The 21,888-nt window shown below is 60.5% G+C and carries 23 protein-coding genes; 8 read left to right on the top strand and 15 right to left on the bottom strand.

From position 1 onward, the window contains the following. The first annotated feature begins 11 nt into the window (after positions 1 to 11). Both O7A60_RS25030 and O7A60_RS25025 read left to right on the top strand, forming a co-directional pair. Positions 12 to 359: a hypothetical protein gene (locus O7A60_RS25030; RefSeq protein WP_337108449.1), complete on the top strand. Its 348-nt coding sequence runs from the start codon at positions 12 to 14 to the stop codon at positions 357 to 359. Continuing rightward, complete coding sequence (locus O7A60_RS25025; protein WP_337108448.1) at positions 337 to 660, top strand: hypothetical protein; 324 nt, start codon at positions 337 to 339, stop codon at positions 658 to 660. Before O7A60_RS25030 ends, O7A60_RS25025 begins: the two co-directional genes overlap by 23 nt. A 147-nt stretch (positions 661 to 807) precedes the next feature. Here O7A60_RS25025 and O7A60_RS25020 read toward each other — a convergent pair whose 3' ends face one another. Next, complete coding sequence (locus tag O7A60_RS25020; protein WP_337108447.1) at positions 808 to 4,593, bottom strand: hypothetical protein; 3,786 nt, start codon at positions 4,591 to 4,593, stop codon at positions 808 to 810. Positions 4,594 to 4,832: 239 nt separating this feature from the next. Here O7A60_RS25020 and O7A60_RS25015 point away from each other — a divergent pair, with 239 nt between their 5' ends. Beyond that, positions 4,833 to 5,804 carry a hypothetical protein gene (locus O7A60_RS25015; RefSeq protein ID WP_337108446.1) on the top strand — a complete coding sequence of 324 codons (972 nt, stop codon included), beginning with the start codon at positions 4,833 to 4,835 and terminating at the stop codon, positions 5,802 to 5,804. A gap of 79 nt (positions 5,805 to 5,883) precedes the next feature. On the opposite strand, the gene O7A60_RS25010 is transcribed toward O7A60_RS25015, so the two are convergent. Together O7A60_RS25010 and O7A60_RS25005 are read right to left on the bottom strand one after the other, a co-directional pair. After that, positions 5,884 to 6,381 (bottom strand): hypothetical protein, encoded by a 498-nt coding sequence (locus tag O7A60_RS25010; RefSeq protein WP_337108445.1) that lies wholly within the window; start codon positions 6,379 to 6,381, stop codon positions 5,884 to 5,886. Positions 6,382 to 6,717: 336 nt separating this feature from the next. Beyond that, positions 6,718 to 7,113 carry a hypothetical protein gene (locus O7A60_RS25005; protein ID WP_337108444.1) on the bottom strand — a complete coding sequence of 132 codons (396 nt, stop codon included), beginning with the start codon at positions 7,111 to 7,113 and terminating at the stop codon, positions 6,718 to 6,720. A gap of 297 nt (positions 7,114 to 7,410) precedes the next feature. Here O7A60_RS25005 and O7A60_RS25000 point away from each other — a divergent pair, with 297 nt between their 5' ends. Then, the gene (locus tag O7A60_RS25000; protein ID WP_337108443.1) at positions 7,411 to 8,019 is read left to right on the top strand and encodes a hypothetical protein; all 609 of its coding nucleotides are present in this window, start codon (positions 7,411 to 7,413) and stop codon (positions 8,017 to 8,019) included. Position 8,020: 1 nt separating this feature from the next. Here the strand turns inward: O7A60_RS25000 and scpB are convergent, their stop codons facing one another. After that, positions 8,021 to 8,692 carry an SMC-Scp complex subunit ScpB gene (scpB, locus tag O7A60_RS24995; RefSeq protein ID WP_337108442.1) on the bottom strand — a complete coding sequence of 224 codons (672 nt, stop codon included), beginning with the start codon at positions 8,690 to 8,692 and terminating at the stop codon, positions 8,021 to 8,023. 2 nt (positions 8,693 to 8,694) lie between these two features. Then, positions 8,695 to 9,663, bottom strand: a complete 969-nt coding sequence (locus tag O7A60_RS24990) for a DUF1403 family protein (RefSeq protein ID WP_337108441.1) — start codon at positions 9,661 to 9,663, stop codon at positions 8,695 to 8,697. A 169-nt stretch (positions 9,664 to 9,832) separates the two neighbouring features. Here O7A60_RS24990 and O7A60_RS24985 point away from each other — a divergent pair, with 169 nt between their 5' ends. From O7A60_RS24985 to O7A60_RS24975, 3 genes are read left to right on the top strand one after another with little or no spacing between them, the layout of a single operon-like run. Beyond that, positions 9,833 to 10,090 (top strand): type II toxin-antitoxin system VapB family antitoxin, encoded by a 258-nt coding sequence (locus tag O7A60_RS24985; RefSeq protein WP_027143757.1) that lies wholly within the window; start codon positions 9,833 to 9,835, stop codon positions 10,088 to 10,090. After that, positions 10,090 to 10,476 (top strand): type II toxin-antitoxin system VapC family toxin, encoded by a 387-nt coding sequence (locus tag O7A60_RS24980; RefSeq protein ID WP_337108440.1) that lies wholly within the window; start codon positions 10,090 to 10,092, stop codon positions 10,474 to 10,476. Before O7A60_RS24985 ends, O7A60_RS24980 begins: the two co-directional genes overlap by 1 nt. Before the next feature lie 2 nt (positions 10,477 to 10,478). Next, positions 10,479 to 11,621 (top strand): site-specific integrase, encoded by a 1,143-nt coding sequence (locus tag O7A60_RS24975; protein WP_337108439.1) that lies wholly within the window; start codon positions 10,479 to 10,481, stop codon positions 11,619 to 11,621. Positions 11,622 to 11,902: 281 nt separating this feature from the next. Here O7A60_RS24975 and O7A60_RS24970 read toward each other — a convergent pair whose 3' ends face one another. The 8 genes from O7A60_RS24970 to O7A60_RS24935 form a co-directional block, all read right to left on the bottom strand. Next, the gene (locus tag O7A60_RS24970; RefSeq protein WP_337108438.1) at positions 11,903 to 12,385 is read right to left on the bottom strand and encodes an RES family NAD+ phosphorylase; all 483 of its coding nucleotides are present in this window, start codon (positions 12,383 to 12,385) and stop codon (positions 11,903 to 11,905) included. Beyond that, positions 12,382 to 12,816, bottom strand: coding sequence for an antitoxin Xre-like helix-turn-helix domain-containing protein (locus tag O7A60_RS24965; RefSeq protein ID WP_027143753.1), 435 nt, complete (start codon positions 12,814 to 12,816; stop codon positions 12,382 to 12,384). The genes O7A60_RS24970 and O7A60_RS24965 overlap by 4 nt, the downstream gene beginning before the upstream one ends. 71 nt (positions 12,817 to 12,887) lie before the next feature. Continuing rightward, on the bottom strand, positions 12,888 to 14,228 hold the full coding sequence (repC, locus tag O7A60_RS24960; protein ID WP_337108437.1) for a plasmid replication protein RepC: 1,341 nt from the start codon (positions 14,226 to 14,228) through the stop codon (positions 12,888 to 12,890). Between the two features lie 156 nt (positions 14,229 to 14,384). Next, the gene (gene repB / locus O7A60_RS24955; RefSeq protein ID WP_337108436.1) at positions 14,385 to 15,350 is read right to left on the bottom strand and encodes a plasmid partitioning protein RepB; all 966 of its coding nucleotides are present in this window, start codon (positions 15,348 to 15,350) and stop codon (positions 14,385 to 14,387) included. A gap of 80 nt (positions 15,351 to 15,430) precedes the next feature. Then, positions 15,431 to 16,633, bottom strand: coding sequence for a plasmid partitioning protein RepA (gene repA / locus O7A60_RS24950; protein WP_027143750.1), 1,203 nt, complete (start codon positions 16,631 to 16,633; stop codon positions 15,431 to 15,433). A gap of 327 nt (positions 16,634 to 16,960) precedes the next feature. After that, positions 16,961 to 17,464, bottom strand: a complete 504-nt coding sequence (locus O7A60_RS24945) for a type 1 periplasmic-binding domain-containing protein (protein WP_337108435.1) — start codon at positions 17,462 to 17,464, stop codon at positions 16,961 to 16,963. 22 nt (positions 17,465 to 17,486) lie between these two features. Next, positions 17,487 to 17,747, bottom strand: coding sequence for a type 1 periplasmic-binding domain-containing protein (locus O7A60_RS24940; RefSeq protein WP_337108434.1), 261 nt, complete (start codon positions 17,745 to 17,747; stop codon positions 17,487 to 17,489). A 309-nt stretch (positions 17,748 to 18,056) separates the two neighbouring features. Next, positions 18,057 to 19,004 carry an EamA family transporter gene (locus O7A60_RS24935; protein WP_337108433.1) on the bottom strand — a complete coding sequence of 316 codons (948 nt, stop codon included), beginning with the start codon at positions 19,002 to 19,004 and terminating at the stop codon, positions 18,057 to 18,059. 42 nt (positions 19,005 to 19,046) lie between these two features. Here O7A60_RS24935 and O7A60_RS24930 point away from each other — a divergent pair, with 42 nt between their 5' ends. Then, on the top strand, positions 19,047 to 19,682 hold the full coding sequence (locus O7A60_RS24930) for a CGNR zinc finger domain-containing protein (protein ID WP_337108432.1): 636 nt from the start codon (positions 19,047 to 19,049) through the stop codon (positions 19,680 to 19,682). 212 nt (positions 19,683 to 19,894) lie between these two features. Here O7A60_RS24930 and O7A60_RS24925 read toward each other — a convergent pair whose 3' ends face one another. Together O7A60_RS24925 and O7A60_RS24920 are read right to left on the bottom strand one after the other, a co-directional pair. Further along, entirely contained in the window at positions 19,895 to 21,001 is a 1,107-nt protein-coding gene (locus tag O7A60_RS24925; protein WP_337108461.1) for an ABC transporter substrate-binding protein, read from the bottom strand. A 210-nt stretch (positions 21,002 to 21,211) separates the two neighbouring features. Beyond that, on the bottom strand, positions 21,212 to 21,850 hold the full coding sequence (locus O7A60_RS24920; RefSeq protein ID WP_337108431.1) for a CGNR zinc finger domain-containing protein: 639 nt from the start codon (positions 21,848 to 21,850) through the stop codon (positions 21,212 to 21,214). Positions 21,851 to 21,888 lie beyond the last annotated feature (38 nt).

The raw sequence follows: 21,888 nt of genomic DNA, 5'->3' as shown, positions 1-21,888 counted from the left end.
TCGCGCCGCCAGTGAGCGACCTCATCGGGGCGCTTGCGGGCGGCGCTCCAGCAAGCCCAGCCGATCTCGCCGCAGTGGTTCTCGAAGAGCTCGATCGATACAGGGCGACGCTGCGGACCGGCAGCGAAACCCCGTGGAAGCGGTTCTGGAACACGGACAAGGACGGCGCTGCAACAACGCCGCAGATCGAGAACGAAGACCGCGATCGGTTGCTTGAACTGCTGCGGTTTCGCCTCGACAGGTACGGTATTGTCGCCAGTCTTCCGGAAGCGCGGCGTGGCGAAAACACCAGGGCCGACGTCCTGCTCCTCAGCCATGCTGGCATGAATCTGCCGATTGAGGAAGCGTCACTACAATAAAGAGCTGTGGTCAGCACCGTTGGAACAACTCGGCGGCTATGCAGCCGATGCAGGCGCCGACGGGTTTGGCATCTATCTCGTCTTTTGGTTCGGAATCGAATTTCCGGTTCCCGGTCGGAGTGACAGAGACGCCGTCCCCTCCACGGCCGAGGCACTCGAAACCATGCTTCGAAATGATATTCCGGCGGGCCTACAAGACAAGCTGGCGATCGTCGTGCTGGATGTTTCCCGTCCAACAAAGATGGTCACGGGCAAGATCCGGCGCCCTCAGAAGCGCTCGAAAAAGCAGGACGGTCGGTAACTGCTGCGCGCCCGACGCATCGCCAGACCCAATGCCACCTTAGGCAGAGGCCCGCGCGACTTTCGGGGAACCCTGACGGGACCGGAAGCGGGCTGGCTGCTTGGCGGGGATATGGGAGATCGTTATGCCAGCTTGTGTATGACGGGGTCATTCGAACCGACTATCGCGATCGCGATCCATTTCATCCCATTGTCTGATACGTTCCTCGAGCCGAGGCCCGGCCTCGCGCGCCCATGCCTGAGCGCGCGGAAGGGTACTTTGAAGCATGGCAGCGACGAGTGGCCGACGGCGCACAAATCGGAGCGAGAATGGTCCCCATCCGGCGCCGGTGAAGAACCTGCGCTCGAACGCGCGTAGGATTGGGCCCGGATCGGGGGCGATGTTGATCAATGCCAGAGCAACGGCCGACCAGCGAAGCGCCCCGCTCACATCGTCCTTGACCATGTATCTAACGACATGGGCTACCTTGAGAGCCCGCGCCTGCGGGTCTTGCGCAACCCATTCCAGCAGCGTTTCGACACCAGCCCCGGGTTCGAGCATTTCGTCATCATCTTGGTCCGCAAGCTTGCCGAAGAAGCGCTGGATGAGATGCTCATTTGCCGATTTCTCGACAATCTCCTCGCATACGGTTAACGGGTATTGCGCCATAATCAGTGTCGCCAACTCTCTAAAGTCGCGATCACTGATGTAGTTGTTGCCGGCATGCCCGCGCATCGCGATGCAGATCGTGCGGGCGAGCACCGGATTGTCGCCTGCGCTGAACACGACTTTGGCGATCCCAGCGATGTCGTGATCCTGCTGGCGAAACTCATGCGTGTAAATGCGCGCGTCGCCCAGCATCTCGCGGCCGACTTCAATTAGGGCCGGATCGAACGGCACTTTATCGCCGCGATCCCCGTACAAGCGCATATGCAGGATCTGTAGCGCGGGAACGAGCCCAGCATCATTTGCAAACAATTCCCGCAAGAATCGCGCAAGGACGGTTCCCGGCAACGGTTTGGTCACACTGCCCATCATGAGCTGCGAGAAGCGATCGACCGAGATGACGCCTCGCGAAAGCGCGGTACTAAACCGCTCGACCGCAGACGCGTCGAGCGGCACAGCATTGTGCAAAGTTACGAGATGCTCGCTCAGCGCCGGATCGGTGACGATTGCATCAAGCTTGCGCTCAACCCAGTCGCGATGCCGAACCCGGGCCCCCTCGAGCAGACCGCCCAACAGTCCTGGATGGCCTCGATCGGTAAGGACGAATCGCGCGTGGGCCATGTCCCAAAGTGCGTCGAGGTCAGTTGACGATCGCGCAAGGCCGACCATGAACGACCACACGCTGTTGGTGCCGCTGGCAGCGGCCGCACGGTCGAGATAGGGCGTCAATGCCACACTCCCCTGCATCATTGCACGCCCGACAGCCCTAGAAAGGGCGCTCGCATGGCGCACCATCTTGCGATGGTTTCCATTTGGGTGCCAGTGTCGCCAGGGCTCGCCCAAAACGAACGTTTCGAAAAAGTCGTCGATCGACTTCGGACGAAAATCACGCTCCAGCGCGATCAGTTTCTCAAGTTTCGTCGCTGCCGCGGTATCCTGGGGCGCAGGGCGCTGCATAAACGACAGCGTATCATTGATGGCCCGCCAGCCGAGTTCCCAATAATCGGCCCCGCGAACTGCGCGCATAGCGTCCAGCGTCTTGTCTTCGATCGAGCTGTCATAGTGTTCGCGAAAATGGTCAGCGATCACGTCTCGGGCTCGTACGGCTTCAGCGCGCCTACTCTCGGCGATCATCATCAGCCGGCCATAGGCTTCATCGAACCAAGCCCGATATCCTGGGCCATTGTTCGGCCGCCATTCCTTGAGCCGAACTTTAGCGCCGAACTCAAGATTGAGCGACGAGCTAAAATGATTGGCGTCGAGCATGTGATCAAGCGCTTCAACGCCGAGCGCTCGGATGCGGTCGTCTGGGTTGCTCAGCATCCGATCTATTCTGCTCAGCCGGGTATCCTGATCGGCTAGAGTAATGGAAAGGATCGGCCAAAACCGCTCAAGTAAGTGCGGGCGCGCCTTCAATTCATCACGGGTGTCACGATCGGCAAGTGTGAAGGCGGTAAGCACATCGATCGCTCGCCCGAACAGACGCGGTTCGTAGGCTATGTGAACAAGCAATTGGCTAAGGTCCCGGCGACGTTCGTCGGGTTCGAGCAAGCGGTCGCGGTCGTCGCTCCTCAGCGCCCGTTCGATCGCGGTTAGCGCTGCTTCGGGCGCTGCAGCGGCAGCGTGGATAAAGGCACGATGCCGCAGTCGATCGAGCGCTACCGGATGTCCCAGCGGTCCTCCCACCGCGAAAAAGCGCTCAGCAATGGCAATTGCAGCAGGCTCATCATGCAATTGTCCGATGCGCCGTGCAAAGGAGGCGAACAACCGCACTGGGCCGCAGACAAACGTCGCGACGAGCGCATCGGGATCGCTACGCCGAATGCAGGGCCCGGCCAACATGTTCGCGAGCGGCGGTGGCATTACCGCGCGCTGTGGCCCGCGCTGCTGCACGACGCCCCAGTCAAGGAAGGTCGCGATCGTGCGAAAGAACCGCTGAGGAGTGACGCCAGCTAGATCTGCCAGCACGGGATACTCGACGACGTGGCCATCTCCAGCGATGGCGTAGAACGCGTGGACAAGCGAAGCTGCCTCTGCACACTCTCGCGCCTTGGAGTCGCGTTCCTGGCGACCGGTCTGAAAGAGCCGTTCGAGCAACTCGCTATCCTTCAGTTTAGAGAGGTCAATGTCCTCGCCCCCTGCTTCGGCAATCTTGAGTGCAATCCGCGCATTACCGCCGGAGATTTCAGCGAGACGCCGACGTTCTGCGTCGCTCAGCCCTGGAAAGCGCTGCTTGAGCACACCATCCAGGATTTCCTCGCTATTACCGCCGAGTGTCACAAGTGTACCAGTGGGCTGCTCGCTCAGGACATCATAGTCGATTGTAAGGAGGCTGGCCCGGCTATTCCCGCGCCGCACTATCTCGGCGAGTTGGCTATGGGTCCGTTGCGTGCAGTTGTCGACCACCACAACGGCTTCGACACCTGCGACAGCGATCTGCTCCGCCATCAGAGCCGCGCTCACGGCGAGCTCAAGGCCAGCATCGCCATAGACCGCTCGCTCAGTCGGCAAGGCCGCACCCCCGCCGAGGCGATCGTCGAATAACGCTTCGGCAAGGCGTGTCTTTCCCATTCCCGACAGACCGATCAGACGCACAACCCCACCAGGACGGAAAAGTGTCTCGCGCATCTTTTTGACGGCGTCGCGCATCGGCAACTCGCGACTGTCAATCGTCGCGCGTGCCGTGTCGTCCAACAGGTAAGGCTGGCCCGGACTGTCGGGGGCTGACCAAGCGCCGTATCCACGCCATCCTGCCAATGGTCGTCCGACCTGCTCAAGCAACCATAACGCGACGCCCAGGCGCTGGTTGGACCAGCGTGCGATCTTATCGGCGCCGTAGAACTCGAGCGCGATTTGATCTGAGCCCGCAACATCGGCTATCGCATCGCGCATCGCAGCGATCCGCGCCTCGTGACGAGACTTGGAGGGGTCATCGCTCGAGAATACGATGTATGCACCTCCAATGGCCGCCAGTTCGGAGAAGATTGGGCGCGGAACACGCTTGGGGCGCATTTCGTGGATGAGCTTTGCCGGTCCCATTACCTCGGCCTTAGACTGGAAGTAAATCGTGCGCCGTGGGAGCCAGCCCTCGGGGTTGGGGGGTCCATTCCAAGCGATGGAGCCGTCAACGCCACCATCGCCGGCTGTTTGGTTCCCTCCTACTCCGATAGCTGACAGCGGAATATTGCCGGCTCGCGCCTCTGCCTCTAGCAATCGACGGAGCAGTTGACGTAACTGCTCATCCTCAACGCTTGCGATCATCTCCTTGGTGATCTCGAATACGGCCATGTGTCGTTGCTCGGTTGAGAATCAGCTGTTTAAAGGACAATCATTATCGTGGATTTGCCTAGCAGTTTCTGACGTAGGTACGCGGCGAAGTCTTTGACCGATTAGACCTGATGACTTAGCACTTGAAGCAATCGAGATCGGAGCGCGGAAGAGTGACTAGCGAGAACCTGCGGTATGGACCGAGGTTGGATGCGTGCGCTGTGCCGGACAACCCTTGGATAGCGTTTCTAGAAATCGACATGCGGAACGTGATCGCAATGACGTCAGGTTCGCTGGGTATCGACTTCGCGTTGACGGAAAACACCGACGTCCAAGCGATTGCTGTATTCAGCAGCCCGCCCAAGATCCTGATGACCTTCGGATTGGCGGACGCAATGTGTAGGCTTTCCAGTGTATTGGTCACCGCCGGCATGTTCGTCTCTTTTGGAGACACCGACCCAACGTGGTCACCGAAGCTGCAAAACACTGTCATCACTGTCGAGGATCAAATTCGCGACGAACCGTTCCGGTGGCACCCGGAATACACGCCCTGGATGAATGACGGCGAGCGACAGGTCATCTTTGCTTACCTGCTTGTGTCAATGAGCAGATTTATTGTCCTTCATGAGATCGGCCACATAGGCTACGCACACTCGCATGGACCGTCAGGGACCTCCCCAAGGCTGGCTGCTCTCATCGATGGTCAGGCGACAAACGAGGCAGACCGGCGGGCTGCGATCATTTCTCAAGCCAAGGAGATTGCGGCTGACGGATTCGCCTTCAATACGCACTTGTGTCTGCAGGCGCACGAACTTGGGGTGGCTGATCTAGACCCGATGAGAAAGTTGCTCACAGAGAAACTGATCGGGACACCACGGCTTCGCCTACGTTGGACGCTGCTTTCTGCATATTTTGTCTTTCAGCTTCTCGATCGTCGGAACTGGAACCTAGAGACAGCGACGCTTGCTACGCATCCGCCTGCACCGTTCCGCCTCAAGTGCCTGTACGCGGCTGCCCTAGAGCTCAAACACCCTGACCTGCCGGAAAGCGAGATTATCGAAGAGGTCTCTGGCGCGCGAACATTTGGAAGCGCCGTGTTCGACGTGGGCCTCAAGCGGTTTCCCGACCTATTCTGGATTGATCAGGTGGCTGACGAAGCGTTCGATGCAATCTTCATGGAAATTTATGCGGAATTGCACAATTGGACGGTCTGGGGTGGGAAAAAACCGTAGAGACGACCTCTCAATTTCAATGCACAGCGCATTCTGACGCCTTGCGAGAAGGCCTAGGCGGGTTTGGTGTTACACAGCTTTAGTTGAAGCGCGGGTCGGCCAGTCTGAGGCATTCCGCGGCAAACTCATCAAAGCCGCCGTCATAGCAAATCAGGCGTGGAGCATCTTTGTTCGATATAGTGGGGAAGACCTCTTTGATCACCTTGCGCTTGGCACCTTCAAGGCCGGGCCCAATATAGAAAATGAATTTCTGCCGGCCGTCTTCTGGCTCCTCGGCGAACTGGCGGAGGAAGAATCGGATTAGCGCATCATCCGGCGGCAGACTGTAGCCGACGATCACGAGCACGGTGGTATCACGCATAAGGCGAACGACCTTGGGGAACACCGTCTTGAAGTACGGGTCTGAATAGTCCTGTTCGCGTGAAGCTAGCATGAGGATGGGCGGGTCGTTTATGACCCTCGCCGGCGTGCGACGGCTGTAGTCGAGGGCATACCCATCTCCCCGACGGAGTATCTCAAAGCCCCCGTTGATCTTGAGCAGGTGCTGCACGAGCCAATGCTCGTGGACGGGCGACATGTTGCGCTCGCCGACGATCTCAGTCGGGTGAAGCCACGGTAGGTGTAGAGAAAATGGGAGTCGTCGTCACCCAAAACGCTGTCCAGAATCGTTTCGATCACATAGTCGTAGTTCGTAGTGATAAAATGGGTGCGAACACCCTCGGCTAGGCCCTGGGACCCATCAATCCGGGTGTGAAGGTGCCGGAAGAACTCTACCATGTCCTCTTGCTGCGGCGTCGGTGACGCCATCCTAAATTTGCTTGAGACTGTGTCGAAGTAGTTGAGGTCCGTAAGCTTGTCGTAGCGGTCTTGAACCGCGGCTCGAAGCGCTCCCCTGAACATCCGCAGGTTCTGCTCATCCACGTACCGGGAAGCGAACATCTGGGTACTTATCATACATGTCGATCTGGTAGACGATCTGCCTCAATTGCTCGGGGTTGATCTCGTCCATCCCGTTCAAACCGAACATGCGGGATAAGGCCCCGACGTCGGCGACTTTCTGAATGACCGTCGATTTGAGCGTAAATAGCTGTGACCCAACGGGCGCCTTGGGGTCCCATGATTTCGAGAACCCCGCGCCGGCGAAGAACGTGAAGTTGGTTAGCCCTCTCGGCTGTGTGCGCGGACCTTGCTGATAACTGAAGCAGTCAACGAGCGTCATGAAGCTCTTGGCCGCCTTAGAGACCTTCGTCTTTTCACCACCTGGCGATCGCTCTGATTTTGCTCCCTGGCCCTGCCTTAGCTTGTTCATCTGTCGCTCTGCCACATTTGTTGGAATTGATATCCAGTTCCAAGTTCCAGGTCGACTTTCTTTTAATCCGAGATGGCGGGCGGGCGCCGCAAAGCTGCCATCCAGACCTGGCCTGCGTGTGTCTCACCCGGGTGACTGTGACCAAGAAGCGCTCCCACTCGGCCTTCGCCATGTCGCGCCAACCGTGGCCGCTGAGGTGGAGAAGGTCGCAGCGACCAGATAGAGGTCGTGCGGCCGGCGCGTGAATGCTGGAGCGCAACGCATCAAGTTCGATGGTCCACGGCCATTGAGGCACGAATGGTCTCGCTTTCGATGACAAAGCTCTCGACCTTCGGCCCGGCCGCCTCGGCCGCCAGCGGCTTGTGCCAGGAGCGAAACGCCGCCAGGGATCTCGGCTTTACGGACGCGCAGAGCTACAACGATGCAAGGTCCGGCGGCTTCACATCCGCACGCGCATTCGCTCAGGCGAAGAGCATGGTTTTCAATACCCGGCGCGACCATGATGCGGCAATGTCGGGCGGCTTCCGCAGCAGCGACGAATACCAGCGGGCGCAGGCGGGCGGCTTCACGGCTGCCAACGAATATCGTGCTGGATGGCGAGCGCGGAGCGCGGTCAGTACAAGGACGAGTGCTTCCTGTTCGGCGCCGTCGTCGACAACGAATTCCAGATGTTCGGGAACCCGTATGAGTCCAAATGCAATGAAGCCCAGACTGCTGCCGGTGGGCCGTTGGTCACGAGCTCAAGAGCCTTTGGGTCGCCAATTGACCGACGGCGACGACGCAACAAAGCGGGTTCGGAAACCCGCAAATCTCACTCCGCACGTCGAAGATGGCTTCTCGAAAGCGCGCTGCAACAGTTCCAAGGCCAAGCACGTTCAGAAGGTCCTCACCGCCTTTCTTGCCTAACCTATCCCTCATCCCGATCGGAGAACTCGGGCATGATGTCGCCGGCCAGCAGCTTGTCCTTCGACAACAACCCGGCGTCCTCGAGCGCCTCGAAATCCGGCAGCTGGCGCAGCGTGTCGAGCCCGAACTGCGACAGAAAGGTTTTCGTCGTCACATAGGTGTAGGGCGCGCCTTGAGTGGGGCTGCGCGGCCCCGAGGCGATCAGCTCCTGCCCCCGCAGCACGCCGATCAGGTCACGCGACACCTCCTTGCCGAAGAAGGACGACAGCTCGCCACGCGTGATCGGCTGGAAATAGGCAATGCACATCAGCACGAGAGCCTCCGCCTGCGATAATTCCTTCGCCTCCTGCCCGGCCGAGCCAAATGCACTGCGGATGACATCCCCAAAGACCTTTTTGGTCCGATGCTGCCAGCCGCCGGCGACCGCGACCAGCTCGTAGGGGCGACCGGCGAGCTCGGCGCGAATGTCGTCGATGATCAGCTCGATATTGCAGTTCTTTCCCACCACCCGCGCGAGGACACTACGTGTCACCGGTTCGCTGGCGGAAAAGATCACTGCTTCGACGCGACCCATCCACTCGCGCCAGCGCAGTTCCGGCGGCAGGTGCTCGAGCTCCGTGTCCAGCAACGCGGGCTGATCGTTTGGCTTGCGGCGGGCGGACGATTGGCTCATCGCTAAAGCCCAAATAGCCGGAACGATGACCGCCCCGACAGCTCGCGCACGGCGTCGAGGTGTTGCAGCCGCTCGAACAGCCGCCGCGTCGCAAAACGCGACAGGTTTTTCGTCGTCAGCGAGCCGGAGACGGCGTCTTCGCTGAGCAGCAAAAAAATCACGTCGCCGGCGCCCTTGGCGCGCAGTTTCGGCGCCACCGCCAGGAGTTTTTCGGCGCGCCGCGATAGCTCGGCCGCCAGCCGGCAGGCCTCCGCCGCCGCTTGAACCAGCGCCAGGCACACCGCCCGCTCAAACCCTTTTTCGCCGGGTCGGATGCGCCTGCCGCCGGCTTCTGTGCGGAAAGCAGAGCCAAAAGCCTGCGCCATCAGCAGCGGCAGCGGCCGCAGCCAGCGCAGGCTTTGCGCCAGCGCCAGGTCGGCCAGCCACCAGGCCAAAAGCTCGGCATCGGGGCGCATGGCGACGACGCGGGCAGCGATCGCCGCGGCGACGAACGGCGCCGGCCGCTGCGAGCCCGCCAGCTTTTCAATCTCCGTGCAGAGGTCGGCGAGCGCCGCGCCGTCCCAGGCGAGCCCCAGCATCTCCACGATCTTTTCAAGCCGATCGGCGGTGGCGGGTGGCGGCTGCAGCGCCAGTTGCCGCCAGGCGGCAAAAATGGCGCCGGCGGGACCGGGGTCGGCGCCGACCGGGCAAAGCTGCCAGGCGTCGCGCAAGGCGGCCTCGTCCTCGGCGCGGCCGGCGAGCCGCATGCTGGCGGCGGCGCATTTGAGCGCCAGTCGCTGGCGCCAGGCGCCGGTCCAGGCAGGCTGCGTCCGGGCGAGCACGTCGAGGGCGCCCAGGGCGGCGCCGGCCTGGAAGGCGGCGTCGGCATCGTTCGGCGCACCGGCGCTTGCGAGCGCCCAGGCCGGAACGTTCGGCGGCGTGGCGGGGCTGGCGGCCAATGGACTGGCGGCGAGGGGATCGAGGCGAATCATGATCTTTGAGGGTAAAGCGGCCGTGCGCTTTGCGCTATCGATTTCAGCCTAAAACGCACAGCTTGTCGGAGAGACAAAACGAATGATAATGTTGCATTATCATTCGTATTTGCGTAGGCCGGAAACTTAAGGTAGAAACAAGTGAAAAGGTAGATTTCAGGAGCTTCTCGTGTCCCTCAACATCAAGAACCCAGCCACCGTCGCTCTTGCCGACGAACTCGCGCGCCGCCAAGGTATCACTAAGACAGCCGCCATTCATCAGGCCTTGAGCGAACGCCTGCATCGCTTGGGCTTCGGTGAAGCCGGCCAGGAGCGTCTGCTCGCAGAATTGCACGCCATCCGAGAAAGAGTAGCGCGTTTGCCTGAACTGGACAGGCGGAGCGACGAGGAGATCATCGGCTATGACGACCAAGGAATTCCGAACTGATGGTGATCGATACCTCCGCTATCGTCGCGATCCTTGGCAGTGAGCCTGAGGCAGCAAAGCTGGAAAGAGCGCTGGTTTCCGACCAGATCCGCTTGGTCCCGGCAACATGCGTGCTCGAGGCATGCATGGTTTTGGTGAGCCGGCGCGGCGAGCACGCGTTGGCCGAGATCGATCTGTGGCTCCGCAAGATCGAGGCCGACATCATTCCAGTCGAGTCCGAGTTGGTTGATCTGGCAACGCAAGCTTGGCTGTCCTACGGCAAGGGCCGACATCCCGCGGCACTGAATTTTGCTGATTGCTTCTCTTACGCTTTGGCAAAGCGTGCAGACGAGCCACTGCTTTTCATCGGCAAGGATTTCTCCCAGACCGATATTCAGGCGGCATGAGGATGGCGGGGAACGGTCGAACCTCATCTGCGGCTTCCGGAGACGACGATCTTCCCGATATTGTCGACCTGGTCATGGCGATGGGCCGCTCCGACGATGAGGCATCGCATGAACTCCCCTCCCCTGCCCTGCCGGTGGCTGACACGGCTCCACGCCTGCCGGCGCATCTGGAGCGGCTCGCCGACCGCGCCCGCGACTACGTCGAGGCGGCAAGCTCTGCCAACACGCGGCGTGCCTACGCCTCCGACTGGAAGCATTTTGGCGCCTGGTGCCGCCGGCAAAATCTCGAGGTGCTGCCCGACCCGCAGACTGTTGGCCTCTACATCACCGCTTGTGCTTCAGGGGCAGTGTCGGGCGACAAGACGCCGAACTCAGTCAGCACGATCGAACGGCGTCTGTCCTCGCTGGCTTGGAATTTCACCCAGCGCGGCCAACCGCTGGACCGAAAGGATCGGCATATTGCTACCGTGCTCGCAGGCATCCGCAACACCCATGCCTCCCCTCCCCGGCAGAAGGAAGCGATCCTCCCCGAGAATCTGATCGCCATGCTGGAAACACTCGATCGCGGCACGCTGCGGGGATTGCGCGACCGCACGATCTTGCTGCTCGGTTTTGCCGGCGGGCTGCGCCGCTCGGAAATCGTCGGCCTTGACGTTTCGCGCGACCAGACCGAGGACGCCCGCGGCTGGGTGGAATTCTTTTCCGACAAGGGCATTCTGTTGACGCTGCGCGGCAAAACCGGCTGGCGCGAAGTCGAGATCGGCCGCGGCTCCTCCGAGGCAACCTGCCCGGTCGTGGCCCTGCAGACGTGGCTCAAGCTGGCACGCATCGCCCATGGGCCGCTGTTCCGCCGCGTTTCCGGGCGAGGCAAAGCCGTCGGCGCCGATCGGTTGAATGACCAAGAGGTCGCGCGCTTGGTCAAGCGTACCGCCCTCGCCGCCGGCGTCCGCGGCGATCTGTCGGAAGGCGAACGCGGCCTGAAATTCGCCGGGCATTCATTGCGCGCCGGCCTCGCCTCCTCGGCCGAGGTTGACGAGCGCTACGTGCAAAAGCAACTTGGCCACGCCTCGGCCGAGATGACCCGCAAATACCAGCGCCGGCGCGATCGGTTTCGCGTCAACCTAACCAAGGCAAGCGGGCTGTAGCGTTGAAAGTCCCCTCCCCTCCCCCGCAAGAGAGAATTCCCGACGGGGCCGCTCAGCCGTTCGCGTGATCAGTTTCAATGATCGGAAATGGGTGCGGTAGCGGCCGACGTCTCGGTCAGCCATGGCTGAGGGCAACGACGTTCTAACAAACCGCGCCTCCGGCAATCTCCAAGTCCATCCGTTTTGGTGAGATTGACCCGGCGAGGGGAGGTCATTGTGTGGGGGAACGCAGCGGAGCCTGCTGTTCCAATTTGAATCTACACGTAAAAGCCCTCGCCTTGCTAAGACCCGAAAAGACGCCGATCCCAGTACACCGGCTGATGCAGGCTGGCCTGGATCGAAGGAAATTCCCGATGAGCGGGATTTATGAGCACGTTATGATCGAGGCGTGCAACCACGCTCGGCACCAGCAGAATGGCACTGCGCTTTTCCAAGCACCATCGTTCGCCGAATTCCTTGCTAACCGTGGCCGGCATCGCGTCCCAACCGGGCAGCGCGGGCGCTGAGAAGACTTCATAGGTGGTTCCGTGGGGGATGGTGATTCCGACGTAATGCTGATTGGGTGGCAGGCGGCCGCTGCCGTGCACCAGCTTTTCCAGGACGGCGGTCGAATAGTGCTCGCTCGAGTAGATGACCGGGCTGCCCGATGTATTCCAGCGCCCTGGCGCTATGGTCGAACCCGTCGCGTCGAAGATGGGGTAGGCACCTTCAGGATCGCCAACGCGAAAAGCCGACAGCGTGCGGTCAAGAACCTGTGCCGTCACGCAGCGCTGCCGTATTTCAGGCTCGCGAGTATGTCGAGGACCATCTCGGCACCGAACTCGTTCTGGATGACCACGTCGATTGGACGCTTGTCCTCCAGCATGGCGTGGCTGCGAAACAGGAAATCTCGCGCCTCGTCTTCCCTTTGCCAGACTTCGAGTGCCAGATTCCACACCCGTGCGACCCGTGCGACCCGCGTTCCCTCCTCCGAGGACAGGCGCAATTGGCCCTTCTTGCGGCGGTCATAGGTCGCCTTGGGAACAAGGCGGTACTTGAACTGCGAGTCGTTTGGCGAGACGAACTGAGACACACGTTCAAGGGTGGCGAAGGGCAAGCCCTCTTCAATGCGTGAGATTAGGCCAAAAGGAGACAGCGCCGCCGTCCCCCTAATCGGCAGACCAAGCACATCAGCGACATTTGCAAGGGCTAGCATGGCAATCTCCATTCCAGATGAGACATTATATAGCCTCACATGAGGCGCAGAACAAGAAGCGCGCTGATCGATCAATCCCAGCCCTTCCGCTTCATGCTGAGCCGCAGAGCCTCGCTGATTTCGGCAGACTTGGAGCTGCCGGTCAATTCATCCCTTCGCGCGGTTTCTTTCCCGAGCGATTTTCCGGCGTTCTGGCTGGCCTTGGCATCAAGCCTTGCGCGCAGCAGCGCCATGACCATCGGCCACACCGAAAACTGACCGTTGCGAGCCCGATCCGTCAGGTTCCTGAGATAGCCGCCCTGACTGTTGATCTGATCGGTTCGCTGCAGCATTGCGGCTATCGTAATGGCAGCCTTTTCAGGCCCCATCACCTGGACCGCTTCCTGCCATGCGCTGGGGCTGACCCCCATATGCGGCCGGGCCAGTTCGGCCGCCGCGACAAAGTCACGCCAGGTTCGAATCTGGGCGCCGCGGGCCATGTTCAGGATTTCCGGGCAGGCGTCCAGCACCATCCCCAGGGGCAAGTCCCGTTTGGGCAGGCTGCGCACATTGTCATCTCGCTCGGCGCTGCTGCTCGCTTCTTTCTGCAGTCCTAAGCCGGGTTCAGTTTCATCGGTAGAATGAGAGTCTGGATTTGAATTCTGTATGTGGCGCTCAGAATGGGACTCATTGGCGTTCAAATCTTGTGATTTGACGAATGTTTCCAACAGCTGATGCACTTCGGCCCAGATGTTCTCCAACTCATCGGCCACCGCCTCCAGCAACTGGCGCGAGGCTGTCCGAGGCAACCGACCGACGGCCGCCTCATATCGCGTCTGAAACCGGCGCCAATCGCCCGGGACCTCCTCATTGAGCCCTGCGTCGATCATCTTGACGATGTCGCGCCGGCAGATGGTCAGACGCTCCTTGACCAGCCTGTAGGCCTTCCGCTCGGCTTGAACGGCGGCGGCCAGTTGTTTGAATTCGTCAGCGCGCGCCACGATCGGCGCCAGGTCGAAGCCATAGGCCTGCTCGATCTCCCCGCCCTCCCCCTTGCGGGCAAAGCGCTTGCCGTTCGGGCTGTCGCGGCGGATCACCAGGCCGCATGTCACGAGGACCGATAGATGGCGCCTGAGCGTCGCCGAGGACATGCCATTGGCGCGCCGGATCAGTTGCTCGTTGGAGGGGAATACGACCAGCCCCCCCTCCCCCGACAGCTCGTCGTCGCGGTGAAACGACAAGAGCGCATTGAGTATCGCCAGCGAACGATCGGTCGCGCCAATGGCGTCCCTGGCCTCTGTGATGTCTCGAAAGGCCTGCCATTTGGGCACAGCCGTCGTTCGGTCGATCGCCTTTGCACCTGCCTGGCTTGCCATTTGCGCAACCGTCATCGGCCGCCGCCCAAAGGGCGTCGTAGAGATATGCGTAACCATTTTCCCTCTGCCTCTAGTCAGGCAAAAGAAATCTGCTCGCCAAACGACGCCCAATAACACTTGACAGTGATTCGCGGATTTGCGATTCTCGGCTTGCTACAGACCTGAGAAGGGCTTCCGTGACGGTGACGTTCGGGGGCCTTTTTCTTTTGCGGATTAGTCTCCTGTTGTCTTCCTCGTTTCAGACTCTCGGAACGCCTCGAACAGCTCCTCGAGCCTGCCGGCAATAAAAGCACCGAAAGCCGAAGCCTCCTTGGATTTCAAAGCCAGCGTGAACACCTTCCCGGTATCGGCAATCCTTGCCTTTACGGAATTGTCTTTTGCAGCCCAGGCCCTTTCGCGCGGCCGCGACGGCGCTGATTTCGCACCCTTGCCGCTTGCCGCCAGCAGCTCATAAAGCGCCTGGAAACGCGCGTCGCTGCCGGCGTGTTGGAATTGGCTGGACTGGACATGCTCGTCGGCTGTGGCGGCATTGGCCGGATGCGCCATGAGCTTGGCCAATTGCCACCAGCGGTCACGGCCGATCCCCTTGGCCGCGCCGATCGCCATTATGATGGATTCGGAGACGTTGCTGGAGACCGACCGCATCTTTGACAATGTCGTATCGTCAAGCGCCAAGGCCGATTTCACGATGTCGGCCGCATAGCCCTGCTTGAGAAGGCGCTCAGCAAACAGCGTCCGCTCGATAAAGGATAGGTTGGCGCGGGCGGCATTCTCCTGGCCCTGGGCGACGACGTGGTCGCGGTCGTCCAGTTGCTTGACGACGGCTCGCACCGGCCGCCGCAACGCACGTGCAACCTTTACGCGCCGGTGCCCAAACACCGTCTGGTAGCGCCCGGGGGAGGATGGATGCGGCCTGACCAGGATGGGGGAATCCTGTCCGCGCTCCTGGATCGCGCGCATCAGTTCGGAGAATTCCTGCTCGTCATCGCCAATGCGGTCCGACACGAACGAGGTGTCGACGAGCTCGGGGTCCAGATCGACAACCGAGCTTTTCGACAGCTCTTCGAAGGACTGCATGATGGATCGCGACGCGCCGCGAACGGCGTAGCTCGACACGTCTCTCGTTTGCTCCACGGCAGCGGAGCCCATCACGCTATCGAATATGTCCTTGCGTGCCATTCAGCCCTCCCCCAAATCAGCTACCGGCCTGATTTTGTGGACGAAAACATGCGTTTTTACTGCAGTAAAACTCAATGCCATCACCCCCTGCCCCACGCGCGATGGACGAGAGACACGATTTCGGAATTGACCGCATCGAGTGATTCCATCGCCCGATCGTAGGTCGTGCGCGTGAAAGACGATTTCTCGACCTCGTAGAGTGTCTGCTTGGTCAGTCCGGCATCCGATATGGCGGTCGACTTCAGCATCGGATGCTCAAGGATCTGGCCGGCGAGCATCGATTGCATGAACCCCACCATCTGGGCCTGAGGGATGTCGGTGGGCTCGTAACGGGTGATCAGATATCGGAACCAGTCGAGTTGGATCTCCGCTCCGGCTCCCTTGATCGTTTTCAGGATGCCGCCCAGCATCAGCAGAAACTGGCTCATGGACATGAGATCGAGCATTTGCGGGTGAACAGTAATCAGCACCGATGTCGCCGCCGACATGGCGGTCAAGGTCAGATAGCCGAGCTGCGGGGGACAGTCGACGACCACCACGTCATAGCGGTCGTCGACGTCGCTCAGGGCCTTGGCAATACGCAAGAAGAACTGGCGGCCGGCATTGGATGATTTGTCCTGCATCGCCAATGGCGTGTCGTATTCATATTCCTGGAGCTCGAGATTTGCAGGAACAATGTCGAGGCCCGGGAAATTCGTGGGGACAATGACGTCGGCGATGGACCTGCGCTCCGCATCGTAGCGGATTGCTTCATAGAGCGAGAGGTTCTGGTCGAGTTCCGGCTGGAAGCCGTGGAGTGCAGACAAAGATGCCTGCGGATCGAGATCGATGGCAAGGACGCGATGGCCGGTAAGCGCCAAGTGCTGGGCGAGGTGAGCCGCGGTCGTGGTTTTGCCGCTGCCTCCCTTGAAATTGACAACCGCGATGACCTGCAGCTTGTCGGCGGGCTTGCGATGAGGGACGTATTTCTTGACCTCCGTCCTGCCATGCTGGTCGAGAAAGTGGCGAAGCTCCAGCATCTGACCAGCCGTATAGGAGCGTCGACCCGACTGCGCTTGTTCGGGCAGGGGGCCCTTGCCTTCGAGATGGAGCCGTTTCAGATTGTTTTGCGAAACACCGAGGTAATGCGCAACCTCGGCCATGGAGAACGTCCGCAGGGTCTTCGTCGCGTTGGGGGGAAACTTCTCCATGCGAAGCTGATTGAGCCGACGCGATATCTCCGCCCCGTGTTCGAGGATCTTCTCGTCAAACTCGAAGCTGGGCAGCCGCATTGCGATATTCATACTTCCGGAAACCTGAATTGGCGCTTTTTGCTGGGAAACGGACCAACAACCGCCATTAAGCTCCGATTCGCCAGCCCGGGCAAGGAGTTTTGGGTTAAGAGAAGGTTAACGCCCCGTTCGGGTCAACACGGCGCAAAAACGCCTGCCCAAGAAAGCTAACGCGCTGTTTCAATACATATTTTTGCGCAAATTTACGGCAGTAAAGTACAGGCCGGGGATGTTGCCACCGCTGTCGCCCACGCCGGGGAGGGAGACGGCCGTCATTCGATCCAGGAAGCCGTTTGGGGCCGGCCGAGATATCTATGCATGCAGGCAAAGGGGTGTCAGTCACCTCACGCCGTTGCCAAGGCGGCCAAGCACGTTGATCAGGAGCAGCCCTGCGTCTACGACGAGCAGCGCAATCTCTTGCGCATGACAGCGACCTGTCTGAACCGTCTTTCCTTTGACGACATGAAGCGCCGTGACGGCTGCCAGATTGCCGCCGCGCTGGTCCCACTCAATTGGTTCTGGATACGCGATGCCCTGCCGGCGCTGGCTTCTGATCGCGTCAGCGACGTTTGCTCTTGAGAGACGACCGTCGGCGGCCAGCGCGTGAATGGCGGCTGACACGGTTTTGGTCGCGTCGTATGAGTTCGCGGCATAGTTCTGGTCCGAAGCGTTGCGCATAATCCGTGCGAACGCGCCGGCGACGTGGCCTTTCTCCGGCCAGCCGGAAAGAACAAGGACGCGTTCCCCCTGCTCTGCCGCGCCGCCTGCTGGGCGAAGGAAATTGGCAACGTCCCAGCAGACGTCGCCGATGGCCAGAAGCCGCTTGTCGCCGGCGGCGTCCATGGCACGCAGGAGCGGAGCGCCTTCATAAATGCCGCCATAGAAGATCAGATGCCTGCGATGGAAATCCGGCCACCAGGTCGGGGAATTCCCTGTGGCCTTCATCGACGCTGTGGAACGCGCTCACCACCCCGCCGGCTTTCACGAATTCGGTCGCGAACTGGTGGCTCATGCTCCTGCCATAGACGGTATCGGTGGCGACGATCACTGCCGCGCGTTTTGCCAGCTTGCGAGACACGTAGCTTGCGATGGCGGCGGCCGTCTCGACATCGCGGTTTGTGAACACGTACGTCCATCCGGATTCCGTTAGCTTGGATTCGACACGATCGGTGTGATGAGCGTCAGCCGCGCCGTGTCATAGGCCGGCGCCGCGCCCAGGCGATGACCGCCCCATGGGAATAAAGGATCTGGCGATTCGTTCGCCTTGTGCCTCCTCACACGTGGAGTCGCGGCGACAGCCTCGGACAAGTTGCTGCTGTCCGCATCATTGGCTTCATCTACAGCCGTCTGGACGGCGTTGCCGATCTCGGCCCAAGCAGCCCAGCATCGCCCGAAAGGGGTGTCGCGATGCCCGAGTCTCGATCGGAACATTCTGTTAGTCGACCGCGAGTTCTGCCCGGGCCTTGTTTGATCTCCTGGATGGTCGAGCGGAGCCGGTGAAAAGCAGGCCGCTAACAGAAAGGATCACGAGGAGCGCCCCAGTAGCCATCCACATTGACGGGACCTCGCCGAGAAAGGCCCAGCCGAGCAACACAGCGATGATGGGGTTGACGAAGGTGTAAGTCGCTACCAGGGTTGGCGTGACTTTGCGCAAGAGCCAGATGTAAGCCGCAAAGGCAATCACCGTTCCGGCGACGGTGAGGTATGCCCATCCAGCGATCGACCACCCCGTGATCGAGTAGGGGTGAACAAGGCTCACTTCGCCGTTGGCCGCACCGACAACCGCCAGTGCAGCAGCGCCGGCCCACAATTCGATAACGGACATCACCAGTGGGCTGCTGGACGTTGGGGACTGTTCGGAGACGACCGTTCCTATGCTCCAGGACAGGGACGCACCAAGCAGCAAGAAAATGTCGATCAGGTGCACCGCACCGATTCCGCCAGCACCTTCTTCCCAGGCTATCAGCGCAACTCCAACGACACCGGGGGCAAGAAAGCTCAGTGCCAAGGGGCTTGGCCGACTGGGACGTCCGAGGCCTGTCTGAAGGGCCGCAATCCACAACGGGATGGTCGCGAGCATGACTGCGGCCAGCCCCGTTGGAACACGCTGCTGAACGTTGGCAAGGATGCCGTGGCACCCGACGAAGAACAGCAATCCGCACACGATGCCGTAAAGCAGGGACTTCCTAGACGGGGGCTTCGCACCCGACGCCGCGGCAACGACGAAAAGGATTAGGCCGCCCACCATGCAGCGTGCTGCCATCAGCAGAAATGGCGGCAGTGATTGCAGCGCCAGCGCCAAAGCCAGATAGGTCGAGCCCCAGATGAGGTAGATGGCGCCGAAGGCAGCGATCAGGAGAAAACTTGCGCTGGGGAGCTTCATCGGCGTAAAACCTCTTATGAGGTTAGAATTCGGAGACCGCGCTTGGGTTCCCCGCAGATCCTGAAAAAGCGACAGCCGGCCGCTGTCGCGAAGGAGGATCTGGCGATCCGCTTTGTCAACACGGTTGCCTGGCGCCTGCGGCAAGCCGCCGAGGAGCGGCTTCCTACGCCCGCGGCACTCCTGGATTGGCTTGATGAGAACGGCGTGCGCATTTCCAACGATCCTGCTGAAGTCACGCCGGAAAGGGGAGGGGACCTCCAACGGGCCCAAACCGCATATGGAAGCGCCATAGCGCTGCGCGAGACGATCTACGAAATCCTGGTGGCACAGATCAGAAATGTCACTCCCGCTGCCGACCACGTCGAGGCGTTCAATCGATTTCTGCATCACAGGCCAGCCGCTTTGCTGGAATGGCGAGCCGGCAAATTCGGCTGGCACGGCTCGCATCCAGATGAACTCGATTTTTGCACACCGATCGCGATCTCCGCGGCTGAACTCATGACCGGCCCCCGGGCAGGGCGGGTCAAGCAATGTGGGGACGATCGAGGCTGCGGCTGGCTGTTCGTCGATGAGAGCCGGGCGCAAAACCGGCGTTGGTGTTCCATGGGAGACTGCGGCAACCGCGCCAAGGCGTCGCGCCATTACGCCAGGATCCGCGAGACCAGAAACGCGAAATGACGACATGTCAGCCATCCACAGATGGTGGTGTACAATCAGGTCGCCCTGAAGCACCAACACCTGTCACGACGTCAACTGTGGCGGGTCTTTCGCCATGCTTGAGTGACAGGCACCAGCTGGCGTCAGGTTTTCAGGAGGAGTGTAAGGTCGTATCCTTAGGGCATCCTACCGACCCACCCCGATCGCCGACCCAAGTCAACGTCCGGGGCCGCTCAAGGGGCGTGAAGGATCCGGAACTGCGCTGGGTTGCCTGGGGTTCTCTCGACGATTTGAATTGGCGCAGCAGTCCATTGCCAAACAGCTGCGCCTGGTGTGCGGAAGAACTGGATTTTGCCGCGGGTGCCTTCAACTCTTAAGCGCGGCCATGACTCGGCTATGCTGTTCCGCTCAATTCCGTGGGACCGCATTGCATCGGCAAGGACGGCGATCGTGTCGTAGCCTTCCAAGGCAACGAAGGAGGGTGCCTCTCCCAACTTCTCGCGGAGAGCCCTTTGGACGTATGAACCTAGCGCGTTGAGGTGCTCGGGTCGGTAGCGCAGGAACGGGATCGCAGCGCTATCCTCACCTAGCAATGTGGCCCATTCAGCGAATTCTGGTTGTCCGGCTGGAGCGCCGATCTTGATCGTGGCGAGGCGCCTGTCGTTGCGAACTGACTTGACGATTGAGATTGCTGGCTCCGGATCACCTACCAGAAGAAGAAGCACTGTTGCACGATGGTCGACGAGTTTATCGCACAAAGATGAGGGGTCGAGTGAGCTCATGCTGATTTCCGATAAGGACCCGCCTCGTGAGTGAACGTGATCCCGCAGAATGTGAGCGCCAGACGCCCAGTAGACACTTTGCTGCGACGCAACTGCGATCCGATGATGGCCGGCGCGCGAGAGGAAGTCTGCATATATTTGCCATCCGCGGGACTGCGGCGGTGCAAGGCGCGCGACCCATTTCGTCGATTGTTCCGTAAGCCTGTCGAGTACCGCCGACGAGCAGAGAAACGGGACGCCAAGCTCGTCGGCCCTGGTAGCCGCAGCGCGAGCAACGACACTGTGATACTCTCCCGCTAGCGCAACCACGCCCAAGCGAGCCAGTTCATCCACCGCCGCGACAGCCTTCTTCGGATCAGCGGCCGTGTCTCGGACAACAAGCTCAAGCGGTTTGCCGGCGACGCCGCCGGCGCCGTTGATTTCGCTGGCGGCAAGCTCAAGGCCGGCAAGCAAGTGTCTGCCTGCCTGAACCCAGCCGGGCCGAGTTAAAGGAGCGAGTGCGCCGATCCTAATCGTCGCTTCCTCGGAGCGCCCAGACCGCGATACAGTAGATGGCATACGTTCCAAGTCCCCAGCTTTACCAACGCTGACATCACCCCGCTACAGCGCACATGCGTCGGCCGATAGAGACAGTCGGAACCACCTCCAACAATCTGTACCCTCGACGCAAACGATACAGTGCCCCTGGATGCCCAGATGAGCTTGAAGCAGCTCTTGGGCGGACTGGCTGCGGGCCGCCGGCGGGCACTCTTTTCCGCGTAGCCCACGCTACTTGCGATGTGCCAGGCGATAGCGCGCTGCCTTGGCGCGGTTGCCGCAACTGTCCATCGAGCACCAGCGTCTCGGTTTTGATCGGCTATCGTTGATGAAGAAGCCGCCGCATTTGTCAGCCTCACATTGCCGGATGTCGTTTCCTGACGGGAACAGCACCAGCATGGCTGCGGCTGCAGCTGATCGGCGCAGGGGCAGGTAAATCGCTTGGTTTGTCGACGCGGATGTGACGTTCAGGATTTGGCCAAGGCCAGCCGAGCCTCCCGCCTGCGCTATCGCTTTATGGATGTCGCGCAAGGCGTTGCGTTTCGGCGCGAGACCACGGCCAAGGTTTTGCGCCGTCACATTGAGCCACGATTTGAGGGCCGCGCGTAGCTTTAGCACCTCAAGATGCACATCGCAGGCGACGCGTTGGTGATTTAGGGCGAGACGCTTGAGGACCCGCCCTTCATTTTCCGACAGCAACAGGGCCGGAATGCAAAAGACCAGCAGGTCTTGGTAGCTTGGAATGAAATCGATCTCATCTCCGTCGCGCCAGTGCAATGTGTTGGCAAGATCAAGTGCGGGCGCGCCACCCAGCATGCGCATGGGTCCGAGCGGCGAGACATAGGTCCGGACAAATTCGGTTGATTCCATCACCGCCAGTATGTAACCTCCTAAACAGTTACTCAAGA

Source organism: Mesorhizobium salmacidum (SeqCode) (genome assembly GCF_037179605.1).
Taxonomy (GTDB): domain Bacteria; phylum Pseudomonadota; class Alphaproteobacteria; order Rhizobiales; family Rhizobiaceae; genus Mesorhizobium; species Mesorhizobium salmacidum.
This window is presented reverse-complemented; position numbering and strand designations above follow the sequence as displayed.